This window comes from Amycolatopsis sp. FDAARGOS 1241 (assembly GCF_016889705.1).
Lineage (GTDB): Bacteria > Actinomycetota > Actinomycetes > Mycobacteriales > Pseudonocardiaceae > Amycolatopsis.
The window spans coordinates 2173081-2198093 of the sequence record NZ_CP069526.1 but is presented as its reverse complement, the minus strand read 5'-3'; the positions used below and the strand labels follow the sequence as shown (position 1 = coordinate 2198093).

The 25013-nt window shown below is 70.2% G+C and carries 20 protein-coding genes and 3 pseudogenes; 8 read left to right on the top strand and 15 right to left on the bottom strand.

Annotated features, from left to right (window positions below):
• Positions 1-72: 72 nt before the first annotated feature.
• Entirely contained in the window at positions 73-2706 is a 2634-nt protein-coding gene (locus I6J71_RS10865) for a valine--tRNA ligase (RefSeq protein WP_204094602.1), read from the bottom strand.
• Positions 2707-2766: 60 nt separating this feature from the next.
• On the opposite strand from I6J71_RS10865, the gene I6J71_RS10860 reads away from it, so the two are divergent.
• Positions 2767-3102 carry a hypothetical protein gene (locus tag I6J71_RS10860; RefSeq protein WP_204094601.1) on the top strand — a complete coding sequence of 112 codons (336 nt, stop codon included), beginning with the start codon at positions 2767-2769 and terminating at the stop codon, positions 3100-3102.
• A 57-nt stretch (positions 3103-3159) separates the two neighbouring features.
• Here I6J71_RS10860 and I6J71_RS10855 read toward each other — a convergent pair whose 3' ends face one another.
• On the bottom strand, positions 3160-6393 hold the full coding sequence (locus tag I6J71_RS10855; protein WP_204094600.1) for a bifunctional cytochrome P450/NADPH--P450 reductase: 3234 nt from the start codon (positions 6391-6393) through the stop codon (positions 3160-3162).
• Between the two features lie 3 nt (positions 6394-6396).
• Positions 6397-7182: a hypothetical protein gene (locus I6J71_RS10850; RefSeq protein WP_204094599.1), complete on the bottom strand. Its 786-nt coding sequence runs from the start codon at positions 7180-7182 to the stop codon at positions 6397-6399.
• A gap of 324 nt (positions 7183-7506) precedes the next feature.
• On the opposite strand from I6J71_RS10850, the gene I6J71_RS10845 reads away from it, so the two are divergent.
• From I6J71_RS10845 to I6J71_RS10835, 3 genes are all read left to right on the top strand, one after another.
• The gene (locus I6J71_RS10845; protein WP_204094598.1) at positions 7507-7944 is read left to right on the top strand and encodes a MarR family winged helix-turn-helix transcriptional regulator; all 438 of its coding nucleotides are present in this window, start codon (positions 7507-7509) and stop codon (positions 7942-7944) included.
• Positions 7945-8019: 75 nt separating this feature from the next.
• Positions 8020-9351 (top strand): MFS transporter, encoded by a 1332-nt coding sequence (locus tag I6J71_RS10840; RefSeq protein ID WP_204096980.1) that lies wholly within the window; start codon positions 8020-8022, stop codon positions 9349-9351.
• A 63-nt stretch (positions 9352-9414) separates the two neighbouring features.
• On the top strand, positions 9415-11727 hold the full coding sequence (locus I6J71_RS10835) for an FdhF/YdeP family oxidoreductase (RefSeq protein WP_204094597.1): 2313 nt from the start codon (positions 9415-9417) through the stop codon (positions 11725-11727).
• Between the two features lie 13 nt (positions 11728-11740).
• Here I6J71_RS10835 and I6J71_RS10830 read toward each other — a convergent pair whose 3' ends face one another.
• The 4 genes from I6J71_RS10830 to I6J71_RS10815 all read right to left on the bottom strand — a co-directional run bounded on the left by I6J71_RS10830 (position 11741) and on the right by I6J71_RS10815 (position 14821).
• Positions 11741-12142 carry a VanZ family protein gene (locus I6J71_RS10830; RefSeq protein ID WP_204094596.1) on the bottom strand — a complete coding sequence of 134 codons (402 nt, stop codon included), beginning with the start codon at positions 12140-12142 and terminating at the stop codon, positions 11741-11743.
• Positions 12143-12184: 42 nt separating this feature from the next.
• The gene (locus I6J71_RS10825; RefSeq protein WP_204094595.1) at positions 12185-13585 is read right to left on the bottom strand and encodes an LCP family protein; all 1401 of its coding nucleotides are present in this window, start codon (positions 13583-13585) and stop codon (positions 12185-12187) included.
• Between the two features lie 79 nt (positions 13586-13664).
• Entirely contained in the window at positions 13665-14408 is a 744-nt protein-coding gene (locus I6J71_RS10820; protein WP_204094594.1) for an SDR family NAD(P)-dependent oxidoreductase, read from the bottom strand.
• Positions 14405-14821 (bottom strand): VOC family protein, encoded by a 417-nt coding sequence (locus tag I6J71_RS10815; protein ID WP_204094593.1) that lies wholly within the window; start codon positions 14819-14821, stop codon positions 14405-14407. Before I6J71_RS10815 ends, I6J71_RS10820 begins: the two co-directional genes overlap by 4 nt.
• A 67-nt stretch (positions 14822-14888) precedes the next feature.
• Between I6J71_RS10815 and I6J71_RS10810 the strand changes: the two genes are divergently transcribed.
• A complete protein-coding gene (locus tag I6J71_RS10810; RefSeq protein ID WP_204094592.1) occupies positions 14889-15557 on the top strand; it encodes a GntR family transcriptional regulator in 669 nt (222 codons plus the stop codon).
• On the opposite strand, the pseudogene I6J71_RS10805 reads toward I6J71_RS10810, so the two are convergent.
• Positions 15554-15825, bottom strand: a pseudogene (locus I6J71_RS10805) (IS481 family transposase); the annotation flags it as partial. The gene I6J71_RS10810 and the pseudogene I6J71_RS10805 sit on opposite strands and share 4 nt — an antisense overlap.
• A gap of 16 nt (positions 15826-15841) precedes the next feature.
• Complete coding sequence (locus I6J71_RS10800) at positions 15842-17218, bottom strand: IS110 family transposase (RefSeq protein ID WP_204094591.1); 1377 nt, start codon at positions 17216-17218, stop codon at positions 15842-15844.
• Between the two features lie 453 nt (positions 17219-17671).
• Here I6J71_RS10800 and I6J71_RS10795 point away from each other — a divergent pair.
• A pseudogene (locus tag I6J71_RS10795) lies at positions 17672-17813 on the top strand (IS481 family transposase); the annotation flags it as partial.
• On the opposite strand, the pseudogene I6J71_RS47945 reads toward I6J71_RS10795, so the two are convergent.
• From I6J71_RS47945 to I6J71_RS10765, 5 genes and pseudogenes are all read right to left on the bottom strand, one after another.
• Positions 17808-18115 (bottom strand): annotated as a pseudogene (locus I6J71_RS47945) (leucine zipper domain-containing protein); the annotation flags it as partial. The pseudogenes I6J71_RS10795 and I6J71_RS47945 sit on opposite strands and share 6 nt — an antisense overlap.
• A gap of 115 nt (positions 18116-18230) precedes the next feature.
• The gene (locus I6J71_RS10780) at positions 18231-19493 is read right to left on the bottom strand and encodes an MFS transporter (RefSeq protein ID WP_239154638.1); all 1263 of its coding nucleotides are present in this window, start codon (positions 19491-19493) and stop codon (positions 18231-18233) included.
• Positions 19490-20023, bottom strand: a complete 534-nt coding sequence (locus tag I6J71_RS10775; protein WP_239154636.1) for a transcriptional regulator — start codon at positions 20021-20023, stop codon at positions 19490-19492. Before I6J71_RS10775 ends, I6J71_RS10780 begins: the two co-directional genes overlap by 4 nt.
• A gap of 93 nt (positions 20024-20116) precedes the next feature.
• Positions 20117-20254: a hypothetical protein gene (locus I6J71_RS10770; protein ID WP_204094588.1), complete on the bottom strand. Its 138-nt coding sequence runs from the start codon at positions 20252-20254 to the stop codon at positions 20117-20119.
• Positions 20254-21606: an OFA family MFS transporter gene (locus I6J71_RS10765; RefSeq protein WP_204094587.1), complete on the bottom strand. Its 1353-nt coding sequence runs from the start codon at positions 21604-21606 to the stop codon at positions 20254-20256. The genes I6J71_RS10770 and I6J71_RS10765 overlap by 1 nt, the downstream gene beginning before the upstream one ends.
• 112 nt (positions 21607-21718) lie before the next feature.
• Between I6J71_RS10765 and fdhD the strand changes: the two genes are divergently transcribed.
• On the top strand, positions 21719-22543 hold the full coding sequence (gene fdhD / locus I6J71_RS10760; protein ID WP_204094586.1) for a formate dehydrogenase accessory sulfurtransferase FdhD: 825 nt from the start codon (positions 21719-21721) through the stop codon (positions 22541-22543).
• 10 nt (positions 22544-22553) lie between these two features.
• Here the strand turns inward: fdhD and I6J71_RS10755 are convergent, their stop codons facing one another.
• On the bottom strand, positions 22554-23912 hold the full coding sequence (locus I6J71_RS10755) for a carotenoid oxygenase family protein (RefSeq protein WP_204094585.1): 1359 nt from the start codon (positions 23910-23912) through the stop codon (positions 22554-22556).
• Positions 23913-24077: 165 nt separating this feature from the next.
• On the opposite strand from I6J71_RS10755, the gene I6J71_RS10750 reads away from it, so the two are divergent.
• Positions 24078-24962, top strand: coding sequence for an alpha/beta hydrolase family protein (locus I6J71_RS10750; RefSeq protein WP_239154634.1), 885 nt, complete (start codon positions 24078-24080; stop codon positions 24960-24962).
• Positions 24963-25013 lie beyond the last annotated feature (51 nt).

The following is a 25013-nucleotide window of genomic DNA, read 5'->3' as shown; positions in this document are numbered from 1 at the left end:
CTCGAAGGGACTGCCACCGACGAAAGGTCCCCTGTGGCCGGCAAGACCACAGGGGACCTTCGCGGTGAGCCGTCAGGAAGCCGGCAGGGCGGCCAGTCGCGCCTCGATCCGCTCGAGGTCGGCCGCGGCGGTCGCGCGGCGGGTCTTGATCTTCTCGATGACCTGCTCGGGCGCCTTGGCGATGAAGGATTCGTTGGCCAGCTTGGCTTCGGTCTGCGAGAGCTCCTTCTGGGCCACGCCCAGGTCCTTCTGCAGCCGCTTGCGCTCAGCCGCGACGTCGACCGTGCCCGACAGGTCGAGCTCGACCGTCACGACGCCGCCCGTCAGTGCGACCTCCAGCGACGCGCTTGCCGCGAACTCCGGCGTCACGTCGGTGAGGCGGACGAGCGAGCGGATCGCGTCCTCGTGGCCGGCCACCGTCTCGAAGCCCGCGCCGGCGAGCCGCGTGGCGACCTTCTGGCCCGGCTTGAGCCCCTGGTCGGCCCTGAAGCGGCGGATCTCGGTGACGAGCTTCTGCACGTCGGCGATCCGCGCGTCGGCCACCGCGTCGGCATACCCGGCCGGCGCGGTGGGCCACGCGGCGATCACGAGCGATTCGCCGCCGGTCAGCGCGGTCCACAGCTTCTCGGTGATGAACGGGATGAACGGGTGCAGCAGCCGCAGCACCGCGTCGAGCACGTGGCCCAGCACCTTCCTCGTCGACGCGACCCCCGCCTCGTCGCCCTGGTACAGCTGGACCTTCGCGAGCTCCAGGTACCAGTCGCACAGCTCGTTCCAGGTGAACTGGTAGAGCGCGCCCGCGACCTTGGCGAACTGGAAGTCCTCGAAGAGGCCGTCCACTTCGGACACCAGCGCGGAGAGCCTGCCCAGGATCCAGCGGTCGGCCTCGGTCAGCTCACCGGCGGCCGGCAGCTCACCGGAGGCGTCGGCGCCGTTCATCATCGCGAACTTGCTGGCGTTCCACAGCTTCGTGCAGAAGTTGCGCGAGCCCGCGGCCCATTCGTCGGCCAGCGCCATGTCCGCGCCCGGGTTCGCGCCGCGGGCGAGGGTGAAGCGGGTGGCGTCGGCGCCGTAGGCGTCCATCCACTCGAGCGGGTCAAGCACGTTGCCGCGCGACTTCGACATCTTCTTGCCGTTCGCGTCGCGGATCAGGCCGTGCAGGTAGACGTGGTCGAACGGCTGCTTGCCGGCCATTTCCTCGACGCCGAACATCATCATCCGCACGACCCAGAAGAACAGGATGTCGTAGCCGGTGGACAGCACGCTGGTCGGGTAGAACTTCGCCAGGTCGGCCGTGTCGTCCGGCCAGCCCATCGTCGACATCGGCCACAGGCCCGAGGAGAACCACGTGTCGAGCACGTCGGGGTCCTGCGTCCAGCCCTCGCCCGACGGCGGCTGCTCGTCGGGGCCGACGCAGACGACCTCGCCGCCGGGGCCGTACCAGACCGGGATCCGGTGGCCCCACCACAGCTGGCGCGAGATCGTCCAGTCGTGCATGTTGTCGACCCAGTCGAAGTAGCGCTTCTCGAGCTCGGCCGGGTGGATCTTCGTGCGGCCGTCGCGCACCGCGTCGCCCGCGGCCTTGGCCAGCTCCTCGACCTTCACCCACCACTGCAGCGACAGCCGTGGCTCGACCACGGTGTCGCAGCGCGAGCAGTGGCCGACGGCGTGCACGTACGGGCGCTTCTCGGCCACGATCCGGCCCTGCTCGCGCAACGCCGCGACGATCGCCGGGCGGGCTTCGAACCGGTCGAGCCCCTCGAACGGGCCGTGCGCGGTGATCTCGGCGCGCTCGTTCATGATCGTCATCATCGGCAGGTCGTGGCGGCGGCCGATCTCGAAGTCGTTCGGGTCGTGCGCCGGAGTCACCTTCACCGCACCGGTGCCGAACTCGGGGTCGACGTGCTTGTCGGCGACGATCGGGATCTTGCGGCCGGTGAGCGGCAGCTCGACCTCGGTGCCGACGAGGTGCGCGTAGCGCTCGTCGTCCGGGTGCACGGCCACGCCGGTGTCACCCAGCATCGTCTCGGCGCGGGTCGTGGCCACGACGATGGAGTTGTCACCCTCGCCGTAGCGGATCGACACGAGTTCGCCGTCGTCGTCGCTGTGGTCGACCTCGATGTCGGACAGCGCCGTCTGGCAGCGCGGGCACCAGTTGATGATGCGCTCGGCGCGGTAGATCAGGCCCGCGTCGTAGAAGTTCTTGAACACCGTGTGGACGGCCTTGGACAAGTTCTCGTCCATGGTGAAGCGCTCGCGCGTCCAGTCGACGCTGTCGCCGAGGCGCTTCATCTGGCCGAGGATCTTGCCGCCGTACTCGGCCTTCCACTCCCAGACGCGCTCCACGAACTTCTCGCGGCCCAGATCGTGGCGCGAGAGACCTTCGCCGGCGAGCTGGCGCTCGACGACGTTCTGGGTCGCGATGCCCGCGTGGTCCATGCCCGGTAGCCACAGCACCTCGTAACCCTGCATCCGGCGCCGGCGGCTCATGGCGTCCATCAGGGTGTGGTTGAGGGCATGGCCCATGTGCAGGCTGCCGGTGACGTTCGGCGGCGGCAGTACGATCGAGAACGGCGGCTTGTCCGACGCGGCGTCGGCCGTGAAGTACCCGGCCGCTACCCAGCGGTCGTACAGGGGTGCTTCTTCGCCGGCCGGGTCCCAGGCACCCGGAAGGTCGGTTTTCTGCTGCGGAGCGTTCTCGGTCACAATGGGCAAGTCTACGAACCCGCCGCGGCGGGAATCATCAGGGGGAAAGGCGGTGCACGGATGACGCGGCCGGAAGATCCGGACGACCGGATCGAGACGCACCCGGACCTCATCGACCCGGACTGGCAGAAGCACGCCGAACTCGACGCCTGGCTGGGCGCGAAGAAGGAGCTGAAGAAGCGCCGGCGGCGTGAACGCCGGGTGTCGACCGGCTCCGGCTACGGCGCGGCCGGCCCCAGCCGCTGGCCGGGCGTCCTCGCGCTCACCGGTCTCGTCCTGCTCCTGGCCGCAGCCGTGATCGTCCACCAGATCCAGGGCCACGGCGTCAACGAGCTCTCGATCGAGTACGTCCTGGGCCTGGCCGTCCATACGATCACGGGCACGCCGCCCGCCTGACCCTACCGACGTCGCGCCGCGGCCGGCCAGCGGTGCACGGCCGGCCGGCCCGGGCCCTCAGCCGCCGCCCCAGATGTCCTCGACGTACCGGTTCTCCGCACGAAGACCGGCGAGCCAGGCCTGCGCGTCGGCCTCGCCGGCGCCCGTCTTCTCGGCGAAGAGCCTGGTGAAGGCCGCTCGCACACCGGGCGCCATCGTGGCCGCGTTGCCGCACACGAACACCGTCGCGCCGTCCTGCAGCAGCCGCCACACCTCGTCGGCCGAGGCCGCGATCTCGTGCTGGACGTACTTGCGCCCGTCGACCGGGGCGCGCGAGAACACGACGTGCAGCTTGGCGACCCCTTCGCGGTCGTACTCGCGCAGCTCGTCGGCGTACAGGAAGTCCTGGTCCGCGTCGCGGCAGCCGAAGAACAGCAACGACTCGGCGATCGGCACGCCCTGCGCGTGCAGCGCCGCCCGTTCCTGCAGGAACCCGCGGAAGGGGGCGAGCCCGGTCCCCGCCGCGACCATGATCATCGGGGTGTGCGGGTTGTCCGGCGGCCGGAACTCGATGGTCGGGCGGCGCACGAAGACGAACACCGTGCTGCCGTCGGGACTGGCCGCCAGGTAGTTGGAGCAGACACCCGAGAACGTGGCGCCACCGCCGCCGCGCAGGGAGGCGCGCAGCACGCCCGTGGTGATGCTGGCGACCTTCGCGTCGGTCAGCGGCGAAGACGAGATCGAGTAGTAGCGCGGGCGCAGCGGGGGCAGCAGGTCGAGGTAGACCCCGAAGGGCACCGCGCAGGCGGGGAACTCCTCCAGCAGGTCCAGCAGCGACCGGCGACGTGTGAAGACGCGCTCCTGGTACCGGGCCTGCGACGTCTCGTCGTCCCCGGCCAGCGCTTCGAGCGCGGCGCGCTGGGCCGGGTCCTCGGTGTAACGGGCGAGCACCTCGATGCCGGCGCGGGTGGCCACGTCCTGCAACTCGACGCAGCTGGCGAGGATGCCGAGCAACGGCGCGGGCTCGTCGATCGGAAGGTGGGTGTGCTCGCCGGCGTTCGGGATGATCGTCGCGTACATGCCGCCGTCGAGGGTGAAGCGCTGCATCACCCGGCGGATCAGGTCGATGTTGTTGCGCGGCAGCACCCCGAGGTGGTCCCCGGCCCGGAAGTCGACGCCCTCGGGCAGCGCGACCTCGATGTGTTTCGTGGACCGCCCGCCGTTGGGCGCGTGCAGCTCGCGGTTGACCCGCACCAATGCCGGCTGCGCCTGGTAGGACATGATCACGGGGTTGGTCAGCTGGCGGTTCACCAGCGAGATCGACAGCCGGGGGCCGGCCGTGGCCGGCTCGGCAGCGCTCTCGGGCAGGCCGGCGTTCGCGGCCACGTCGGCCCACAGCCCGTTGTGCCAGCTGCGGTACTGGGCGTCGAAGTCGCCGTTCGCGTTGCCCTCGCCCCGGGGGTGCAGCCGGGCGGCACCGTGCGCGGCGAGCTCGGTGTCGATCAGCTTCGGCACCGCTTGGTAGGTGGCGGCCCACTCGGTGTTGCCGCAGCCGAAGACGGTGTAGGACAACCCGGCGGCGGCGTCCTTCGCCGTGCCGGATCCGCGGAGCCAGGCGCAGAACTTGCCGGCGTTGTCCGGCGGCGTGCCGTTGTAGGACGACGTGACGATCACGGCCGCGCCCGCCGACGGCAGCACGTCCGTGATGTCGTCGAGCGCGCTCAGCGTGACAGCGAAGCCGCGCTCGGTCCCTTCTCGGGCGAGCCGCGTCGCGATTCCTTCCGCGGTCCCGAGATTCGACCCGTAGGCGACCAGCAGCGGGGTCTTGTGCGCGTCGGGCGCGAGCGCCGCGCGCGGGGCGGGCGCCGCCGAGACGGCCTTGGCCGGCTCGGGGACGCCGCCAGGCCGGTCCAGCCGGAACCCGGGGCGCGGCCGCACCCGGATGTGCATCTCGTCGGGCTTGATGGTCAGCGTCGTCTTGGTCTTGAGCTGGTAGTTCAGGTGGTCGATGAAGTCGAAGCGCTGCACGAGCATGCCAAGCACGAGCACGGCCTCCTGCATGGCGAACTGCCGGCCGATGCAGGCCCGCTGCCCGGTGCCGAAGGGCTTGTAGACGTTGGGCGAGAGGGCCGCGACCCGTTCGGGGGCCATGTGCTCGGGGTCGAACTCCTCGGCGTCGTCGCCCCACACGCTGGGGTCGCGGTGCAGCATCGGCGTGAGCACGGTCAGCGGGAGGCCGTGCTCGATCAAGTACCGGTCGCCGATCACGGTCTCCTCGAACGGCGTGCGGGTGAACCCGGGCGCGGTCGGCCACAGCCGCAGTGCCTCGCCGAGCACCTGCCGGACGTAGGTCAGCTTGTGGATCTGCTCGTAGGTGGGCTCGGCGCTGGTGCCGAACACCTCGTCGACCTCGGCGCGGGCGCGGGCCAGGAGGTCGGGGTTCTTGAGCAGGTAGTAGATCGCGAACGACAGCAGGCCGCTGGTGGTCTCGTGGCCGGCGATGAGGAACGTGATGCACTGGGCCCGGATGTTGTCGTCGGGCAGCCGCTCGCCGGTCGGCTTGTCGACACCGTTGATCATCTGGCCGAGCAGATCGTCCTTCTTGCCGGCGTCGCCCTCCGCGCGGCGGTCCGCGATGAGCTTGTCCACCAGGTCGTTCATGAACGCTTGGTCCTCCTCCAGCTGCCGCTGCGCGCGGATCCGCAGCCGGGTCTGGATGGGCAGCCTGCGGGCCCGGGCCTGCGATTCGGTGAGCGTGCGGATCATCGCGGCGACGAACGGGTGCTGGGTGTCGCGGTAGAAGGAGTTGAACCGGTAGCCGAACCCGCACAGCGCGATGGTGTCCAGCGTGAGCCGCGTCATGTCGGCCGGCACGTCGACGTCCTCGTCCGGGTTCAGCCGCTCCCACTTGTCGGCCAGCTGGCTCGCGATGTCCAGCATCATCGGCACGTAGTCGCGCATGGACTGCAAGCTGAAGGGCTTCATCAGGATGTTGTGTGCGCGATGCCACAGCGGATCGGCCGTCTCGGCCGTGAACAAGCCGGTGGAGGTGGCCGTCTGCCGCACGTTCGCGAGGCCGCCGCTGACCACCTTGTCGAAGCGCGCGTCGTCGCAGATCTCTTCGACCAGCGAGGCGCCGGACACGATCAGCCGCACGCCCCCGGGCGTGGTCAGCCGGAAGATCGGGCCGTACTCCCTGGCCATCCCCATCATGCTTTCGAACGGGTGGTGGGCGTCGATGTCGAAGGCGTTGCCGACGAAGGGCAGCGTGCGCGGGCCGGGGATTTCGTCGATGGGAATCCTGGTGGTCATGCGTCACTCCTTGGAGAGGTGCCCTTCGGCCGGCGGCGTCACGGCGCCGGCCAGGCTCGGCTGCGCGGCGCGCGCCTTGGCCTGGTGGGTCCGAACCACCGCCACGACGCTGACGACGAAGACCCAGCCGGGGAAGATCAGTGCGAAGGCCGGGTGGAAGGTCCAGCTCAACAGCACCGCGGCGGCACAGAGGTAGCCGAACCACGCCAGCGGGCGCGCCAGCACGCCCGCGGAGTTGAGCAACGTCGTTGTGGTGATCATGTACATGCCGGCGACCCGGGCCCCGAAGACGAACACCAGCCCGTACCCCGCCGCACTCAGTGCCCGCGCCACATACACCGGCGGCAGCGGCGCCGCCGAGAACTGCGTCAACAGTGCGATCGCCCCGGTCATCGCCATCCCCGAGAACAGCAGGATGATGAACGCCACTCCGGAGGCCAGCTGCAGAGCCCGGGGCATTTCCCTGCCCTGCGCGCCGGGCAGGCTGGCGATGAATTCCCGCGCGGCCATCATGTGCCACAGGAACACGATGCCGGCGAACGGCACGATGTACAGACCGGCGGTCACCAATGCACCGGAACCGCCGTCGGCGTAGAAATTCGCATACTGGGTGTCCGGCACGGTCAGCCCCGGCGCCCGGTGCACCAGGACCAGAGCGGCGGTGAACAGCGCCGCGAAGAGGATCCCCGACCAGCCTGCGACCAGCGCGTATCCAGGTCCGCGTCCGGTCTCCGCGGCGGCCCTCGCGTCCGCCCGGCTGCGGCTGCGAGTCCGGGTCCATGCAGGCATCGGCGCCTCCCACCACGCCATTGTGCGGAACTGGCGCGAATGTCTACCGACTCAAGGAAATGGTGCCGTGGTGCAGCAGCGCGAACTCATCGTCCTGCCCGGATCAGGGGGTGTCAACAAGCGGCAATTGCACGAAAAACGATTCGAAAAGAAAGAGCTGAACCGCGTCGTTGCCAGTCGGAAAAGGGCGGTACCGCTTCCGGTGGCCCTCGGCTCGCGACCACCCGAGTCTCTGCGCGGGCGCCGAGACCCGCGTCGCCCTCTGTGTCCAACGTCGCCCCAAAGGACATGCACAGGTCAGACTAAACAGCCTAGGCTGTCCATATGGCCACCGTACCCCCGCACGTCGCCGAATCAGCCGGCTGGATCCGCGGCGTCGTCGCGCAACTCCACCGGCGCCTGCGGCAGGTGGACAACGCCGAAAGCCTCACGCCGTCGCAGTCCGCGGTCCTGCACCGCCTGCACCGCGAAGGGCCGGCGACACAGGGGGAGCTCGCCGCCGCGGAGCGCGTGCGGCAGCAGTCGATGGCCGCGACCCTGTCGGCGCTCGACGCGCTCGGCTTCCTGAGCCGCACGCGCGATCCCGCCGACGGGCGCCGGACCGTGATCGCCCTGACGGACCTCGGCACGAAGACCGTGCGCGGGATCCGGCAGCACCGCGACGAGTGGCTGGCCCACGCACTGGCCGCCGAACTCAGCGCCGAGGAGCTCGAAACGGTCCGCGCCGCCCTGCCCTTGCTGCAACGCATAGCCCAACACTGAAGAGGAGTCGTGACGACCACCGCAACGCCCCGAAAGGCACCGGCGAAGTTCGGTGCCAAACTCGTCACCCCGCTGGTGGCGAGCGCGGTGCTGAACCCCATCAACTCCACCCTCATCGCCGTCGCGCTCGTGCCGATCGGGCAGAGCTTCGGCGCCGGGCCCGGCCGCACGGCCTGGCTCATCTCCGCCCTCTACCTCGCCACCGCTGTCGGCCAGCCGGTGGTCGGCCTGCTCGTCGACCGCTACGGCGCCCGGCGCGTGCTGCTCGCCGGCGCGTCCGTGGTGATCGTCGCCGGGGTCGCCGGCATGGTTCCGCTTTCGGTCGGCTGGCTCACCGGCGTCCGCGCCGTGCTCGGCATCGGCACGTGTGCCGGCTTCCCCGCGGCGATGGCGGTGCTGCGCAGGCGGGCCGACGCGCTGGGCGAGGGCGTGCCGGCCCGCGTGCTGTCGCTGCTGTCCCTGTCGTCGCAGACGATCATGGTGATCGGCCCGACGCTGGGCGGCGTGCTGATCACGCTCTTCGGCTGGCCCGCGATCTTCGCGGTCAACATCCCGCTGGCCGGCGCGTCGCTGCTGCTGGCGATCTTCTGGGTGCCGAAGGACGCGCCCACCCGCGACGCAACCAAGCCGAAGCCGATCGACGTCCGCGGCATCGCACTATTCTCGCTCGCGCTGCTGGTGCTCCTCTTCTACTTGATGGCGCCGGGCATCGGCGACCTGTGGCTGCTGGTGGCGGCGGTCGCGATCGGCGCGCTGTTCGTGCGGGTCGAGTTGCGCGCGCAGGTGCCGTTCATCGACCTGCGGATGCTCGCGGCCAACACCCCGATCCTGCGCACCTACCTGCGCCAGGCCCTGAGCTTCACGGCGATCTACGCGATCATGTTCGGCTACGTCCAGTGGCTCCAGGAGGGCCGCGGCTTCGGCGAGTCGGTCTCGGGTCTGCTGCTCCTGCCGATGTCGGCCGTGGCCATGTGCGCGGCGGCCCTGTCGGGACGCCCGACGGGCGTGCGCGCGCGGCTGGTGACGGTCGCCGTCGCGCTGCTCGGCGGCTCGGTCGCGCTGCTGTTCGTCGGCGACACGACGTGGCTCGGTTTCCTGCTCGTGCTCGTCGCGCTCTTCGGGCTCGCACAGGGCCTGACCAGCGTCGCGAACCAGACCACGCTCTACCGCGAGTCGCCCGCCGAGACGATGGGCACCGCGAGCGGCCTGTTCCGCACGGCGCAGTACCTCGGCGCGATCGTCGCGTCGACGGTGATCGCCCAGTGCTACGGCGTCCACGCCGATTCCGGCGGTCTGCACCGGCTGGGCACCGTGCTCGTGGTGATCAGCGCGTTGCTGCTGGTCGTGACCATCGCGGACCGCGGCCTGAAGCTCGCCGAACGGCGCGAACGGGCTCGTCAGGCCTGACTGTCGACGTGAAATGCGCTACCCGGTGTTGGTCTGTCGATCATCGGGGCGGACGATGAACACATGACCCGTGAAGCGCCGAAAGCCGACGTGGACGAAGCCGACCTCAAGGTGGGCAAGCCGAAGAGCTGGGCAGCCGGCATCCCCGGTGTGATGGTTTCGCTCACGCGAGGCGTGGAACAGATGGGCGTGACGCGCACGGCGCGCACCCTGCGCCTGCTCAACCAGCGCACCGGCTTCGACTGCCCCGGTTGCGCGTGGCCTGAACCGCGCCAGGAGGACGGCGAGAAGCGCAAGCTCGCGGAGTTCTGCGAGAACGGCGCAAAGGCCGTCGCCGAAGAGGCCACGCGCCGCCGCGTCGACCGCGAGTTCTTCGCCACCCACGCGATCGCGGACCTGCGGGACAAAACGGATTACTGGCTGGGTCAGCAGGGCCGCGTCACCGAACCGTTCGTGCTGCGCGAAGGCGCGACGCACTACGAGCCGATCTCGTGGGACGACGCGTTCGGCCTGGTCGCCGACGAGCTGAACGGGCTCGCGAGTCCGCACGAGGCCGTGTTCTACACCTCCGGGCGCACCAGCAACGAGGCCGCGTTCCTCTACCAGCTCCTGGTGCGCTCCTTCGGTACGAACAACCTGCCGGACTGCTCGAACATGTGCCACGAGTCCTCGGGCTCGGCGCTGGCCACGAGCACGGGCATCGGCAAGGGCTCGGTGTCGCTCGCGGACCTCCACCACGCCGATCTCATCGTGGTCGTCGGGCAGAACCCCGGTACGAACCACCCGCGCATGCTCTCGGCGCTGGAAACGGCGAAGGGCAACGGCGCGAAGGTCATCGCCGTGAACCCGCTGCCCGAGGCCGGGCTCATGCGGTTCAAGAACCCGCAGAACGTGCGCGGCGTCGTCGGCGAGGGCACCCCGCTCGCCGACGAGTTCGCGCAGATCCGCCTCGGCGGTGACCTCGCGCTGTTCCAGGCCGTCGGCCACCTGCTGCTGCAGTGGGAGGACGAGGCGCCCGGCACGATCGTCGACGGGGACTTCGTGAAGTCCTCGACCTACGGGTTCGAGGACTGGGCGAAGAACCTGCTCGAGCTCGACTGGGCCGAGACGGAGCAGGCGACGGGCCTGCAGCGCGCGCAGATCGAGCACGTCGCGCGCATGATCGCGACGTCCGAGCGCACCATCTACTGCTGGGCCATGGGGCTCACGCAGCACAAGCACGCGGTGCCCACGATCGCCGAGATCGCGAACCTGGCGCTCGCGCGCGGCATGATCGGCAAGCCCGGCGCGGGGCTGTGCCCGGTGCGCGGGCACTCCAACGTGCAGGGCGACCGCACGATGGGCGTGTGGGAGAAGATGCCCGAATCGTTCATGGACGCGCTCGACCGCGAGTTCGGCATCACCGTGCCGCGCGAGCACGGCTGGGACACCGTCGACTCGATCCGCGCGATGCGCGACGGGCGCGGCAAGGTCTTCTTCGCGATGGGCGGCAACTTCGCGTCGGCCACGCCGGACTCCGACCTCACGGCGAAGGCGCTCAGCTCGTGCTCGCTGACCGTGCACGTGTCGACCAAGCTCAACCGCTCGCACGTGGTCCACGGCCGCACTGCGCTGATCCTGCCGACGCTCGGGCGCACCGAGCGCGACACGCAGGAGTCTGGACCGCAGTTCGTGACCGTCGAGGACTCGATGTCGCAGGTGCACGCCTCGCGCGGGCGGCTGGCGCCGGCGTCGGAACACCTGCTCTCCGAGGTCGCGATCGTCTGCCGGCTCGGCGAACGGCTGCTGGGCGCCGGGCACGCGGTGCCGTGGCGCTCGTTCGAGAAGAACTACGACCTGGTGCGCGACCGCATCGCGGCCGTCGTGCCGGGCTGCGAGGACTACAACCGCCGCGTGCGCGAGCCCGACGGCTTCACCCTCCCCCACGCCCCGCGCGACTCGCGCGAGTTCACCGGGACGGCCACGGGCAAAGGCACGTTCACCGTGTCGGAGCTCGAGTACCCGGAGGTCCCGCAGGGGCGGCTGCTGCTGCAGACGCTGCGCAGCCACGACCAGTACAACACCACCATCTACGGCCTGTCCGACCGCTACCGCGGCATCGAGGACGGCCGCCGCGTGGTGTTCGTGCACCCGGACGACCTGGCTGACCTCGGCGTCGCGGACGGCGAGATCGTCGACCTGGTGTCGGAGTGGCGCGACGGCGACCGCCGCGCGCCCGCCTTCCGCGCCGTGGCCTACCCGACGGCGAAGGGCTGCGCGGCGGCCTACTTCCCCGAGGCCAACGCGCTGGTGCCGCTGGACTCGGTCGCCGAGAAGTCCAACACGCCCGTGTCCAAGGCGGTCGTGGTCCGGCTGGAGCCGCACCACCACTCGTGATGCCGGGGTCCGGTCACGCGCTGGTCTTGCGAGCGCGTGACCGGACCACCGCGGTGAGCGCGACGCCGAGCGCCGCGCCGAGGGTGTTGAGCAGCACGTCGTCGACGTCCGCGCTGCGCCCCACGAAGTACTGGGCCGCTTCGATGGCGGCCGAGAACCCGGCGAGCACGGGGACGATCGCGGCGCGCCGTCGCGTGGCGAAAGCGGCGAGGAAGCCGAGCGGCACGAAGAGCAGCACGTTGCCGGCGTTGTTGAGCACCCCGATCGGCGCGCTGACGTTGACGGCCTCGTCGACGATCCCCGCGAACGGCACCAGGTTCACGTTCTCGGGCGGCGCCAGGTGCCCCGGACACAGCGTCACCGTGAGCACCCCGAACACCGCAATGGCGAGTAGCGCGCGGGGCCGTGATCGCATCGGTCCAGTCAACCAGGACCGGGCTCCCGGCCCGCCACCGGATCAGTCGACGCAGTTCTGGCCCGCCGAGGTGATCGGCGGGTCCCCCGCGGGCGCCGCGCCGCCGCCACCGGTGCTCGTACCGGGGCCGGCGTAGACCTCGCCGAGGACGACTTCGATGTGGCCGGGCGGCACGTCGGCGGATTCGGCGGTGGCGAGACCCCCCAGGAGCTTCGCCACCGCCGCGCCCTGGGTGGCCAGCGCCGGACCGTAACGCACCAGTGAGGTCCGGCGTGGCGTCGTGTTGCCGGTCTTGCCCGACGCAAACCCCTTGTCCTTCAACACCTCCGCAACGCGCGAGGCCAGGCCCGCCGAGTCGCCCGCGTTGGAAACGTCGACGACCGGGCCTGCCGACGGGGCCGGCGCGGCACCGATGAGCCCCGCGGCGAACGCCTTGACCTGCGCGGGATCCACCTGCACCGCCGTCGCTCGCGGATCGCTCTTGCTGTAGCGGTAGTCGGGGTTCACGATCGGGATCGTCGCGAACTGGATGCCGCCGCCGGAGATGCCGCGCAGCCGGCCCGCGAAATCCAGCAGGTTCCACGAATCGTCGAGCACCACGGACTTCTTCACCGCGTCGATGAGGTCGCCGATCGTGCCCGGGTTGCTCAGCGTGCCGGCCGAGAGCACCTGGTGCGCCAGCGAAGCGAGGAACACCTGCTGCCGCCGGACGCGGTCGATGTCGCCGTGGGGCAGGGGTTTGCGCTCGCGCACGAAGGCGAGCGCCGCGGCGCCGGAGATCTTTTGCGGCCCCGCCGGGAAGTTGGCGCCGGAGTCGCGATCGACCGACGGCGCTTTCAGGCACACCTCGACCCCGCCGACGGCCCTGCTGATCTCGTAGAAGCTCAGCAGGTTGACCTCGGCGAAGTGGTCGATCGTCGCGCCGGTGAGGTCTTCGACGGCCTGGCGCGTGCCGCGGCGCGCGGCCGTCAACGACTCCTGCTCGATCTTGTCCTGGTCCGTCTCCCCGGCAGCACGCAGCTTCTGTGCCTCCACGGCCTTCGCGCGGCCGTACGCGGCGTTGATCTTGCCCTTCCCGCCCGGCATCGACACGTAGGTGTCGCGCGGGATCGAGAACGCCTTCACGGCCTGCTGCCCGTTCGGGATACGCAGCACGATCAGCGTGTCGGTGAGGTCGTCGCCGTTGGGTCCGGCCCGGAGTTCGCGCAGCACGTCCGGCGGCAGCGGGTTGCCCTGCTGGTCGGTCCGCGAGTCGCGGCCGACGAGCAGGATGTCGAGCGAGCCGTCGGCCGGCTGCTCACCCGGGGCGGGTTCCTTGCCCGCGTCGATCACGCTGCTGCGCGTGACGTCATCGAGCGAGCTCAGCGTCGTGTATCCGTACGCCGTGCCGGTGAACACCACCAACGCCAGCGCCGAGACGACGATCTTCCCTGCGATCCGCACGCCCTACCGACGTTTTCGCACCCCCGCCTGCTGCACGCGTGACTCAGGTCACACCTCAGCGCCTCAGCATCTCAGCGTCTCAGCGCAGGTACGACGCGCCGTTCAGGTCGAGGATCGCGCCCGACGCCCACGTCGCCTCCGCCGAAGCGAGGAACACGACGGCGGCCGCGATCTCCTCGGGCTCCCCCACCCGGCCGAACGGGCTCTGCTCGCGCACGGCGGCGGTGATCCGGTGCGCGACGCGTTCGGTCGCCGTGAACCCGGGCGCCACCGACGTCACCGAGATCCCGTGCGGCGCCAGCGCCACCGCGAGCGACTGGCCGAGCGCGTGCAGCGCGGCCTTGCTCGCGCCGTACGCCGGGTGCTCGGGTTCGCCGCGGAACGCGCCGCGCGACCCGACGTTCACGATGCGCCCCGGCGCCCCGCGCGCGATGAGGTGGCGCGCGACGTGGAACGAGACGTTGGCCGCGCCGAGCAGGTTGACGTCGAGCGTGCGCCGCCAGACCTCTTGCCAGTGCTCGTAACCGATGCTCTCGACAGGCGTCGACGTCTCCGGGGTGGTGCCGACGGCGGCGTTGTTCACGAGCACGTCGACCCCGCCCAGCAGCTCCTCGGCGGTGTCCGCGATCCGTTGCGCCGCACCCGCATCGCCGAGATCACCGCCGAGGACGACGTGGCCCTCGCCCGGCAGCGAAGCCAGAGTCTCCTCGGCCGCATCGGCGTTCGATCCGTAGTGGACGGCAACCCGGTCACCCCGGGCGGCGAAGGCGCGGGCGATCGCGCGGCCGATGCCGCGGGACCCGCCGGTGACGAGGACGTTCACTTCGCGAACAGCTGTGCTTGGTCGCGGAACGCCTTGAACTCCAGTGCGTTGCCGGCCGGGTCGTGCAGGAACATCGTCCACTGCTCCCCCGGCTCGCCGGCGAAGCGCTGGTACGGCTCGATCACGAACTCGGTGCCCGCGCCGCGCAGGCGGCCGGCGAGGTCGTGGAACGCGTCGACGTCGAGGACCAGGCCGAAGTGCGGCACCGGCACGTCGTGGCCATCGACGGGGTTGCGGCCGGCTTCGGCGCGTGCGCCCGCCACCACATGCGTGACGACCTGGTGGCCGTGGAAGTTCCAGTCGACCCAAGCGTCCGCCGAACGGCCCTCCTCGAGCCCCAGCACGCCGCCGTAGAACTCGCGAGCGCGGGTCAGGTCGTCGACCGGGATGGCGAGGTGGAACGCGGGGCGCATGGGTTCTCCTTCGCTGATGGGGTGCCCCCACCTTGAGGTGCTCATGTCCGAATGTCAACATTGACCGATGGACGCCACACCGCTGCGGAAGGCGGCGCGGCGCGGCCTGGCCGAGGAAGCGAGCGACCGCGTGCGTGACGCGATCTTCGCCGGTCATTTCCCGCCCGGCGCGCCGCTGCGCGAGGTCGAGCTCGCCGCGTCGCTCGAGGTGAGCCGCGGCTCGGTGCGGGAGGGCCTCGGGCTGCTCGCCCGCGAGGGCCTCGTGCGCGGCGGCTGGCACCGCCCGACCACCGTCGTCGAGGTGACGCCCGCCGACGTCGAAGAGGTCTACTCCGTGCGCGCGGCCCTGGACCGGCTCGCCGCGACCACCGCCCGCGCCCACGCCTCGGCCGCCGACCTGACCGCCCTCGACGACCTCGTGTCCTCCCTGGCGTCCGAAGTGGACGAAGGCGCGGCCGGCCCGCGGCTGCTGGCGCTCGACATCGCGTTCCACGACCGCGTCTACGACGCCGCGGGCAACGGCAGGCTCACGCAGGCGTGGCACGCCGTGCGCTCACAGGTGTTCCTGTTCCAGCTGCAACGCGTGTCGCTCGGGCACTCGCAGTACCGCTCGCGCGTGGTTGCGGAACACCGCGAACTGGCCGCCCTGATCCGCGACGGCGACGTCGCCGAACTCGACCGCGTCGCCGCCGACCACGTCGACTCGGCGCGGCGCCGGTTGCTGGCGGAGCTCTAGCCGCGGTGTCCGGGAAGGTTGGTCAGTCGGGTGATCGGTGGGTGGCCTCCGATGGCGCTGTGGGCTCGGTGCTGACTGTAGAAGTGGAGCCAGTAGCGCTGCTGTTCGCTCGGGTAGAAACGGGTGTAGGCCCGGCCTTCGGCCGGGGTGCGGTGGAAGCGTTGGAGTTTCCGTCGGTCTGGGGTCGGTAGGGGTGGGTCCGTTTCGGGGTGATACCCAGCTCGGTGCATATGTCGCGCCAGAGGCGGGAGCGGTAGGCGCCACCGTTGCGTTCCTAAGGGATGTCAAGCCGCTTGGTGGGGTTTAGCGTGGGTGTTGGACGGGCCGGTCGATGGAGCGCTTGGCGACTTCTTGTTTCGCTGGCCCGTCCCCACTCCGGTTGTCCTGTGTGATCGGCGAATGTCTTCCGGAACGGTGTATCGCTGGGCGATGATGTCGCCGGCTTGGATCGCGGTGACGGGTGTGCCGTTGACGTCGCGCAGCTGGTAGGGCGTGTGGTTTTTCCAGCATGATGCGATGCGGGTCAGCAGGGTGGTTGCGATGTGGCAGAGCGCAGAGTTGTGGTGCTTGCCGGCTTCGACCATCAGCCGGTGATACTTCGCGGCCAAGGTGGGGTCGTGGCGGCGCGCCTGGCTGGCGGCCATGAACAATGCTTCGCGGAGCAGGGCGTCGCCGCGTTTGGTCGGGCCGCCGTGGCTGCCGGAGACGCCGGACGCGTTCAGCGACGGAATAAGGCCGCTGAAACCGCGGACTGCTGCCAAGGACGAGAACCGGTTGACGTTGCCGAGCCGTCCGAGAATGACTGCCCCGGTCACGGGTCCGACGCCGGGCGCGGAGGTGATGATCCCTTCGGGGTCACGTTCGGCGACCAGGACGGCGATACGTTCGTCGACATCTTTGATTTCATCGGTGATCGCCAGCGCGAGGCGGGCTTCGACGGCGATGTCGTCGGCCAGCTCGGCAAAGGCCAGTTCCTCGCCCCACAATTCGGTGGTCGCGGCGGCTGCGGCCAGGACCCTGTCGGCTTCCGGGTCGCCCCAGGCGCCGCGGGAGTGCCGGTAGAAGAATCGGGCCAACCGCGCACGGCCGAGGCGACGGACGGCGTGTGGGTCGGCGTAGCCGGCGGCGAGGAACCGCAGCGGAGTCTTGTTCGCCAGATCGCCGCTGAGGGCGGCATGCCAGTCCGGTCCCAGGATCTCCAGCAGCGCATCGAGCCGGGCGAGGCCGGCGGTGCGGCGCTGGACCAGCGTGGAGTGCAGTTTCGTCGCGCGCCGCAGCGGATCGCCCGGCCCCGTGCCCCGCTCGGGATGGAGTCCTTCGGGGTGCAGCAACGGCAGCCGGGCCAGCAGGACCGAGTCCATCCGGTCGCTCTTGGTGTGTTTGGCGTAGTAGGCGCGCAGATCCGCCGACCGCTCTGCGGACACCAGCACCACCGTCGCGCCCCGTCGGCGAAACCACGCGGCCAACGGAACCCACGCGTTGCGGGTCGGCTCCATCACGACCGTCACCTCCGCAGCCGTGACGCCGTCGGGCAGCCGTGCCCACAACCGATCCAGTTCCTCGCTGCGGGTGCGGAAACGGTGCCCGGACCAGAGCACGCGTCCCTGCTCGTCGGCCATGCTGGCTTGGTGCTGCGCGCGGACCGCGAGGTCGATGCCCATCCGAACGATCAATGCCGGCTCCCTTGCTCGCGTGAATTCGGATCCGGCCGCCGCACCGCCGTGGGAGTCCGAGCCGCACCAGACATTCGCTAACAGGGATCCACATCCGCCTCGATCAGGACATGGTCACCGGGTTCCTAACAGGGCATCTCGAACTCCGGCAGTGGCCCCGCCCGCCAGCATGGTCAACAGGCAAGGAGTCGCGCAGCGCTCCACTCGGTCAAACAACGTTCACAGGCGGGTGCCGGACGACCCCGATCCCTCCCGCCGGCCGACGAGACAGGCTCAACGCCGCACACCCAGCTTGAATGTCGGACAGGACTCGTTCGACGGTCACTCCGCGGGCGGCAAACCCTCCGCGGGCGGCAGACCAGGTGATGGCACGGTGCCAGGAGGAAGGCGGTGCCGGTGCACGGTTTGCGGTCCGCGCCGCGGGCAGGCCGGGCGTGGCTGCTTGTTCACGCGGTACTGGTGCGCTGCCGAATCAACCGGTTGTGCCGGATCGACCGGGTCACCGGCGAACCGCTGCGCCGCTACGAGCACGACCATCCCGGTTCACTGATCCATGTCGACGTCACCAAGTTCGGCACACCGTCGATGCGGGCAGTCCGAGCCTGCCACCGATCTGGACCGGGCCGAGTCGGTGCCGCCATCGCAGCCGCACGATCGCCCGCACCGCCGGGCCGAGGGTGCCGGCCGGGCTGTGGTGCGGACGCGAGCTGCGATCGATCATCCCCGCTTCGCCTTCGTGCCGTGCCGGTACCGCTCAGCCCGCTTCGCGGCGGTCTTGGCAGCGACCATGAACATCTTCGCCGCCGCCGCGCAGGTCCAGCGCTGCTCGACGACCAGGCGAGCCAGCCGTAGCCGGGTTCGCGGGGTCAGGGTCGGGTGGGACACGACGGCCTCCGGTCGATGAAGCGGTTCCTGGACCCACTTCACAACCGGAGGCCTTCACCTGCCCGCCCGACAGGCCGTCACCCACTCAACCCGGGAAACGTCCCGGACACCTAACCTAGCCGTCCACTGTGGACCGCGCGAGCGCGGCTTTCACCTTGGCATTGCTCGTCATGCTCATCGTCACCGCGGTCATCGTCAGCAGGACCACACCACCGGCGACGTAGGGCGCCCGCAAGCCCGCACCCGAAGCCAGCCAGCCGCCCAGGATCGCGCCCAGCGGGCCGGCGGAGAGCGCGACCAATCGGGACGCGGCGCCGACGCGGCCCATCAACCGCGCCGGCACGATCACCTGGCGCAGCGACCAGCCGAGCACCATCGTCGTCGCCATGCCGCAGCCGCACAGCGCGAACAGCGCGCCCGCCAGCCACGGGTTGCGCACGAGCCCGAAGGCGAGGATCGACCCGCCCTCCACGACAGCCGTCAGCGTGAGCGCCGTGCCGGTGCCGACGAGCTTCTCGAGCGGTCCCGACACGACCATCGCGCCCAGTAGCCCGCCGACCGCCTCAGCGGCGAGCAGGAAGCCGTAGCCGACGGCGGTGAGTCCCAGCGCGTCCCGCGCGAACAGCACCAGTACGGCCCCCACCGCGCCGAAGGCGAAGTTGCCGACCGCCGGGCGCAACGCGAGGCCCAGCAACAACTTGTCGTGCACGACGTAGCGGAAGCCCTCACGCGCGTCGGCCCACACCGATGTGCCCGGCGCACGCTCGGGAACCGGCGCCGGCGGCAATGTCCGGATCAGCAGTGCGCTCAGCGCGAACGACACCGCGTCGACCACGAAGGGCACCGTCCGCGCAAACGAGAACAGGAAACTCCCCAACGGCGGCCCGGCGAACTGCCCGGCGGCCGTGGACGCGCCGCGTAGGCGCCCGTTGGCCCGCCGCAGCAACGTCTGGTCGCGGCCCAGCAGGTCAGGCAAGTACGCCTGCGAAGCAACCTCGAAGAAGAGCTGGCCCGTTCCCGCGAGGAACGCCAGCGCCAGCAGCGCCGGGATGCCCAGCAGCCCGAACGCGCCGGCCACCACCGTGAGCGCCAGCAGCGCCGCCTGCGCGAGGTCGGAAACCCACATCGTGCGCCGCCGCTCCCACCGGTCCACCAGCGCACCCGCCACGACACCGACGACGAGGTGCGGCAGGACCATCGCCACGGACACCAGGCTGATCACCACGGGATCACTGCTCAACGCGACGGCCAGCAACGGCAGCGCCGCTTGGTACGCCCCGTCCCCGAGCATCGAAATCGTGGCGGCGGACCAGAGCCGGCTGAAGGCGGGCGGCAGTTTCGGCCGGAGCTGTTCTCCCCGTGAGGAAACCGAAGTCACCGTGCCGCTCCCTCGCCTGGCCGGAAGAACGCCACCGCGACTGTCGCCGCCGCTTCGCCGGGTTCGCGCGCCGCGTGCATCTCGTCGACCAGCTCGCTCAGGCGCCGCTCGAACTCGGCGAAGCGCGCTTCGCTCAGCCGCAGGTGCCTCATCCGCACCAGGCGTGGCGAGTCCACCGGCGCGGTCGCGAGGTCGTCGATCGCGTGCTGCATCAGCACGTCCCGCCGGCCCGGCGCGGGGTCCGGCAGCGAGACGACCTTCGCCGCCATGCCGTAATAGCGCTCGACGACGCCGCGGACCTTCTTGGTCCGGACCACACGGACGAGCCCCGCGCGTTCCAGCACGCGCACGTGGTAGCTCGAACTGCCCTTCGCCAGCTCGAGCCGCGCGGCGATCTGCGTGATCGTCGCCGGCCCGTCGCGCAGGACGGCGAGCACGCGGTGGCGCACGAGATTGCTGACAGCACGCAGTTGTTCGGTCGTCCGCACGTGGACGGTTTCGTCCGGCGGTACGTAGTCATCCCCAGTCACGAGAGCCAATGGTCAACGACTCTTGACCATTTGTCCAGTGAAAAGCCCCCGGACGGATCCGGGGGCTCCCACTGAGCGGGACCGAGCGGAAACTCAGCCGCCGAACAGGTCGATGACCTTGAGGATCAGCTCGTACACGCCGTACACGAACGGCACCAGCACCCACAGCCACGCGATGACCAGGAGCGCGGTGCGCCCGGCCGACCGGCCTTCCACGTCGGGTGAACTCATCACGCCTCACTCCCCACCTGGGTGCTGCCCACGGGCTCGTGGAACTTGGCCTTGACCGGCCGCACGAACTCGTTGGCGACGAAGCCGACCACGAGCAGGCCGATCATGATGTAGAACGACGTCGAGTAGAGGTCCGGACCGGTCTTGCCGGCGGCCTTCTCACTGTCGGCGATGCCGTCGACGATCAGCGGCCCGAGCACACCGGCGACCGACCACGCGGTGAGCAGCCGGCCGTGGATCGCGCCGACCTGGTAGTTGCCGAACAGGTCCTTCAGGTACGCCGGCAGCGTCGAGAAACCCCCACCGTAGAAGGAGAGGATCAGCATCGCGCAGAGCACGAACAGCAGCTTCGACGAGTTCGTGGTGAGCGCGATGATCAGGTACAGCACGGCGCCCACACCGAGGTAGAAGCGGTAGATGTTCTTGCGCCCCACCGCATCCGAGACCGTCGACCAGACGAACCGGCCCAGCATGTTGGTCAGCGAGAGCATCGCGACGAAACCGGCGGCGGCCGCGGTGCCGACCGGCGTCGCGGTGCTCTTGAAGAAGTCCGTGATCATCGGCGCGGCCTTCTCCAGGATGCCGATGCCCGCGGTCACGTTGAGGCAGAGCACGATCCACAGGCACCAGAACTGTGGGGTCTTCAGCGCGTTGGCCGCCGACACGTTGTGCGTCGAGATGAGCGTCTTGCTCTCGTCGACCTTCGGCTCCCAGCCCGCGGGCTTCCAGCCGTCAGCGGGCACGCGCACGAGCAGGACACCCATCGTCATGAAGACCGCGTAGACGATGCCGTGGATCAGGAAGGCCACGGCGATGTCGCTCGCGGCCGGCGAGGTGCCGAGCATCGCCGACGACCACGGCGACGCGATGAGCGCGCCACCGCCGAAGCCCATGATCGCGATACCGGTGGCCATACCCGGCCGGTCGGGGAACCACTTGATCAGCGTCGACACCGGTGAGATGTAGCCGATGCCGAGCCCGATGCCGCCGATGCCGCCGTAGCCGACGACCACGAGCCAGAACTGCCCGGTCGCGACACCGAGCGCCGAGATCAGGAAGCCCGCGCCGAAGCAGATCGTGGCCACGAACATGGCCCAGCGCGGGCCGTTCTTCTCCACGAGCGTGCCGCCGAACGCGGCGGACAGGCCGAGCATCACGATGCCGAGCTGGAACGGCAGCCCGGACTCCGTGCCCGACAGGTGCATCGTCTTCTCGAGCGGGGTTTTGAACACGCTCCAGGCGTAGGCTTGACCGATCGAGAGGTGTATCGAGAGCGCAGCGGGTGGGACCAACCAGCGGGTCCAGCCGGGCGGTGCGACGATACGAGAGCGGGCCAGGAAGCCGAGGGCCATCGTCAGACTCCTCCGAACTGTGAGGTGATGCAGGGAATGTATTACTTATTCCCTGACGTTGCACTGTCTGGGTGTCGTAGATCGACTTCAATGGCCGTTGAAAGGTGTCCCGATGGGCAGAGTGACCGTGCGCAGGCCGGTCCGGCGCATCTCCGCGACCGGTGAACGCCGCCGTCCCGACTCGCTGGCGGCGGAGGAACCGCTGGAGATCCGCGTCGACGGCAAAGCACTCGCTGTGACGATGCGCACGCCGGGTCACGACGTCGAGCTCGCCCACGGATTCCTGCTCTCGGAAGGCGTGCTCGGCTCCCGCGAGGACGTCGCGGCGGCGCGCTACTGCGACGGCGTCGACGACCAGGGCCGCAACACCTACAACGTGCTCGATGTGACACTCGCACCCGGAGTCGCACCTCCGGAAACCGGCGTGGAGCGGAACTTCTACACCACCTCATCGTGTGGCGTCTGCGGCAAAGCAGCGCTCGACGCCGTGAAGCTGAAGAGCCGCTTCTCCCCCGCGGAGTCGACCTTCGAAGTCAAGACCGACGTGCTGGTGGAGCTGCCGGACACGTTGCGGGACAAGCAGAAGGTCTTCAAGTCCACCGGCGGGCTGCACGCCGCGGCACTGTTCACCCCGGACGGTGAACTCGAAGTGGTGCGTGAGGACGTCGGCCGCCACAACGCCGTGGACAAGGTGCTCGGCTGGGCGCTGCAGGCCGGCCGGATCCCCGCGCCCGGCTTGGGCTTGCTGGTCTCCGGCCGCGCCTCCTTCGAGCTCGTGCAGAAGGCCGCCATGGCGGGCATCGGCATCCTCGCCGCCGTGTCCGCTCCGTCCTCTTTGGCCGTTGAGCTCGCCGAGGAGAACGGCATGACGCTGATCGGTTTCCTGCGCGGCGACAGCATGAACCTCTACACCGGCGATCAGCGGGTGCTCGCCTAGCCCGTTCGGCTCAGCCGACCGGGACCCAGTTGCCGTGAAAGCCGTGCGGCACGCGGCCGGGCAGGTGAACGGCGGCCACCGTTTCCAGCGTCGCCGCGTCGAGCAGCGTCAGATCGCTGCGCTGGGTGGCGGCGTCGAAGACGAATCCCATGAGCACGCCGTCGTCTTCGGCAGCGTCCACACCGGACGGGACGAACACGAACTCACCCGGCACGCGACCGGGGCCGAAGGTGTGCCGTTCCAGGCTTCCCTTGTGCAGGTCGTGTTTGTGCAGCGCGCCGGTGAGCCGTGATTCGCCGTCGGCGGCCACCGCGTAGCCGTAGCGGTGGGCGCGGCCGACGAGCCGTTCGTCGACGCGCGGAAACTCCTGGCCGTGGTCGTCGAGCCGCTCCTCGAGCACCTTGCCCGCGGCGAGGTCGACGGTCCAGCGGTCGAGCGTCGGCACACCTTCGGCCGGGCCGTGCAGCGCGCGGTCGAACACGCGGGAGTGGCGCACGACGTCGAGCACGACGCGGTCCCCGTCGTCGTAGGCGTTGAGCGGGTGGAAGACGTAGCACGGCTCGACGTCGAACCAGCGCACGTCGCCGTTGCCGCCCTCGCGCGGCATCACGCCGACCCGCGCCGGGTAGTCCTCGTTCCACCGGTACGGCAGCGAGCTGACCCCGCGACCGGTGCGCGCCGTCAGCGGGTCGGGCACGTCGACGTGTGCTGGAGTCTGGTGTGGATCGAACGTGACGGGCAGGTCGTAGAACACCACGTGGTTTTCGGTGAGCGAGAAATCGTGCATCATCGGTGCCCCGGTGACCTCGATGTCGAGCACGCGGCGGGCGCGGCCGTCGGTGCCGATCACGGAGTACTGCACGCGGTTGCCGGCCCCGAAGTGGTACGAGACGGCGTGGAGCTCGCCGGTGCGCGGGTCGCGCTTCGGGTGGGCGGTGTAGCCGCCGGGGAGCGTGCCGTCGAAGTCGCACTGGCCGACGGTGTCGAGTTCTTCGGTGAGCTCGAAGGCAGGCAGGCCGCCTTCGATGAGGGCGAGCGTGCGGCCGGCGTGGCCGATCACGTTCGTGTTGGCGCCGATGCCCGTGTTCGGAGCTTCAGGTGCCTCGCCGAGCAGGCCCGCGACGTGCGGCGTGCGGATCCAGCGGTTGCGGTACCACTCGGCGCGGCCGTCCCGCAGGCGGACGCCGTGGACCATGCCGTCGCCGAGGAACCAGTGGTAAGTGTCCTCGTCGGCGGCCAGCGGGTTGGGCCCGTTGCGCAGGTAGCGCCCATCGAGGTGGTCGGGCAGGTGGCCGGTGACCTCGAGCCGCGTGGCGGTGTGCTCACGGGTGACGGGGGCGAAGTTGTCCTCCAGGAACTGGTTGGGCATCGCAACTCCTTCCATAACACTGTTATCCATTGATAACACGGTTATGGAATGGTTCGCAAGGGTTCGGGCTGGCGCTGTTTTCACGGACGCAGCACGATGGCGGTGGCCGAGGCAACGCTTCGCGACGAAGCCGCGTCCTTCTTGTGGATCTTTCGGGGAGGCCGGGTGAACGAACGGGTCAGCCGCCGGTCGGTGCTCGTCGCGGGCACCGCCGCGCTCGGCGTCGCCGGACTGGCGGCCGCGACGGCCGCGGGCGTCACGCCGCTGGGCGAGGCGCTGCGGGCCGTCGGCGTGACGGCCGGGTCGCCGCAAGTCGGGTTCACGCGCGTGGAGCGGGTGTTTTCAGCCGCGCGCGGGCGGATGGTGGACTTGGTGTTCCTGTTGCCGAGCAAGTACCCGCCGGCGGGCCTGCCGATGTCGCTGATGCTGCACGGGTTGCACGGCAGCGCCCGCTCCGCCGCCCCCAGCGGCCTGGTGAAGCAGCTGGCCACCGACGTCGGCCGCAAGGCCGTGCCCGCCCACGGCTACGTCGCCGTCGACGGCGGCGACAACTACTGGCACGAGGTCCGCGCCGGTGACGACCCCATGGCCATGCTGCTGGAAGAAGTCCCCCGCTGGTTGGCCGCCCGCAACCTCGCCGGCCCGCGCGGCCTCCCGTTCGCCTGTGCGGGCGTCTCCATGGGCGGCTTCGGGGCCATGGTCTACGGCCGCCGCCGCGTCGAACGCCGGCAGCCCCCGGAAGCCGTCGCGGCCATCTCCCCCGCGTTGATCACGTCCTGGCCGGAGATGGCCAAGCGCCACATTTTCACCGGCCAGACCGACTGGACGTCCCTCGACCCGCTCCGCCACCTCACCGCCCTGCGCGGCGTCCCCACCGCCCTCTGGTGCGGCACGGAGGACTCCTTCATCACCGGCGTGCGGCGCTACATCGCGGCCACCCACCCGGCCATCGGCTACACCGCGACGGGGAAGCACAGTGACACGTTCTTCCACTCGGTGGTGCCCAGCATGGTGGGTTTCGTGGGGAAGCACGTGCCCCGCGCCGGGTAGGACCTTCACGCGGGCAAGAAAAAACCTGAGCGCACCAGCGCCCAGGTTGTG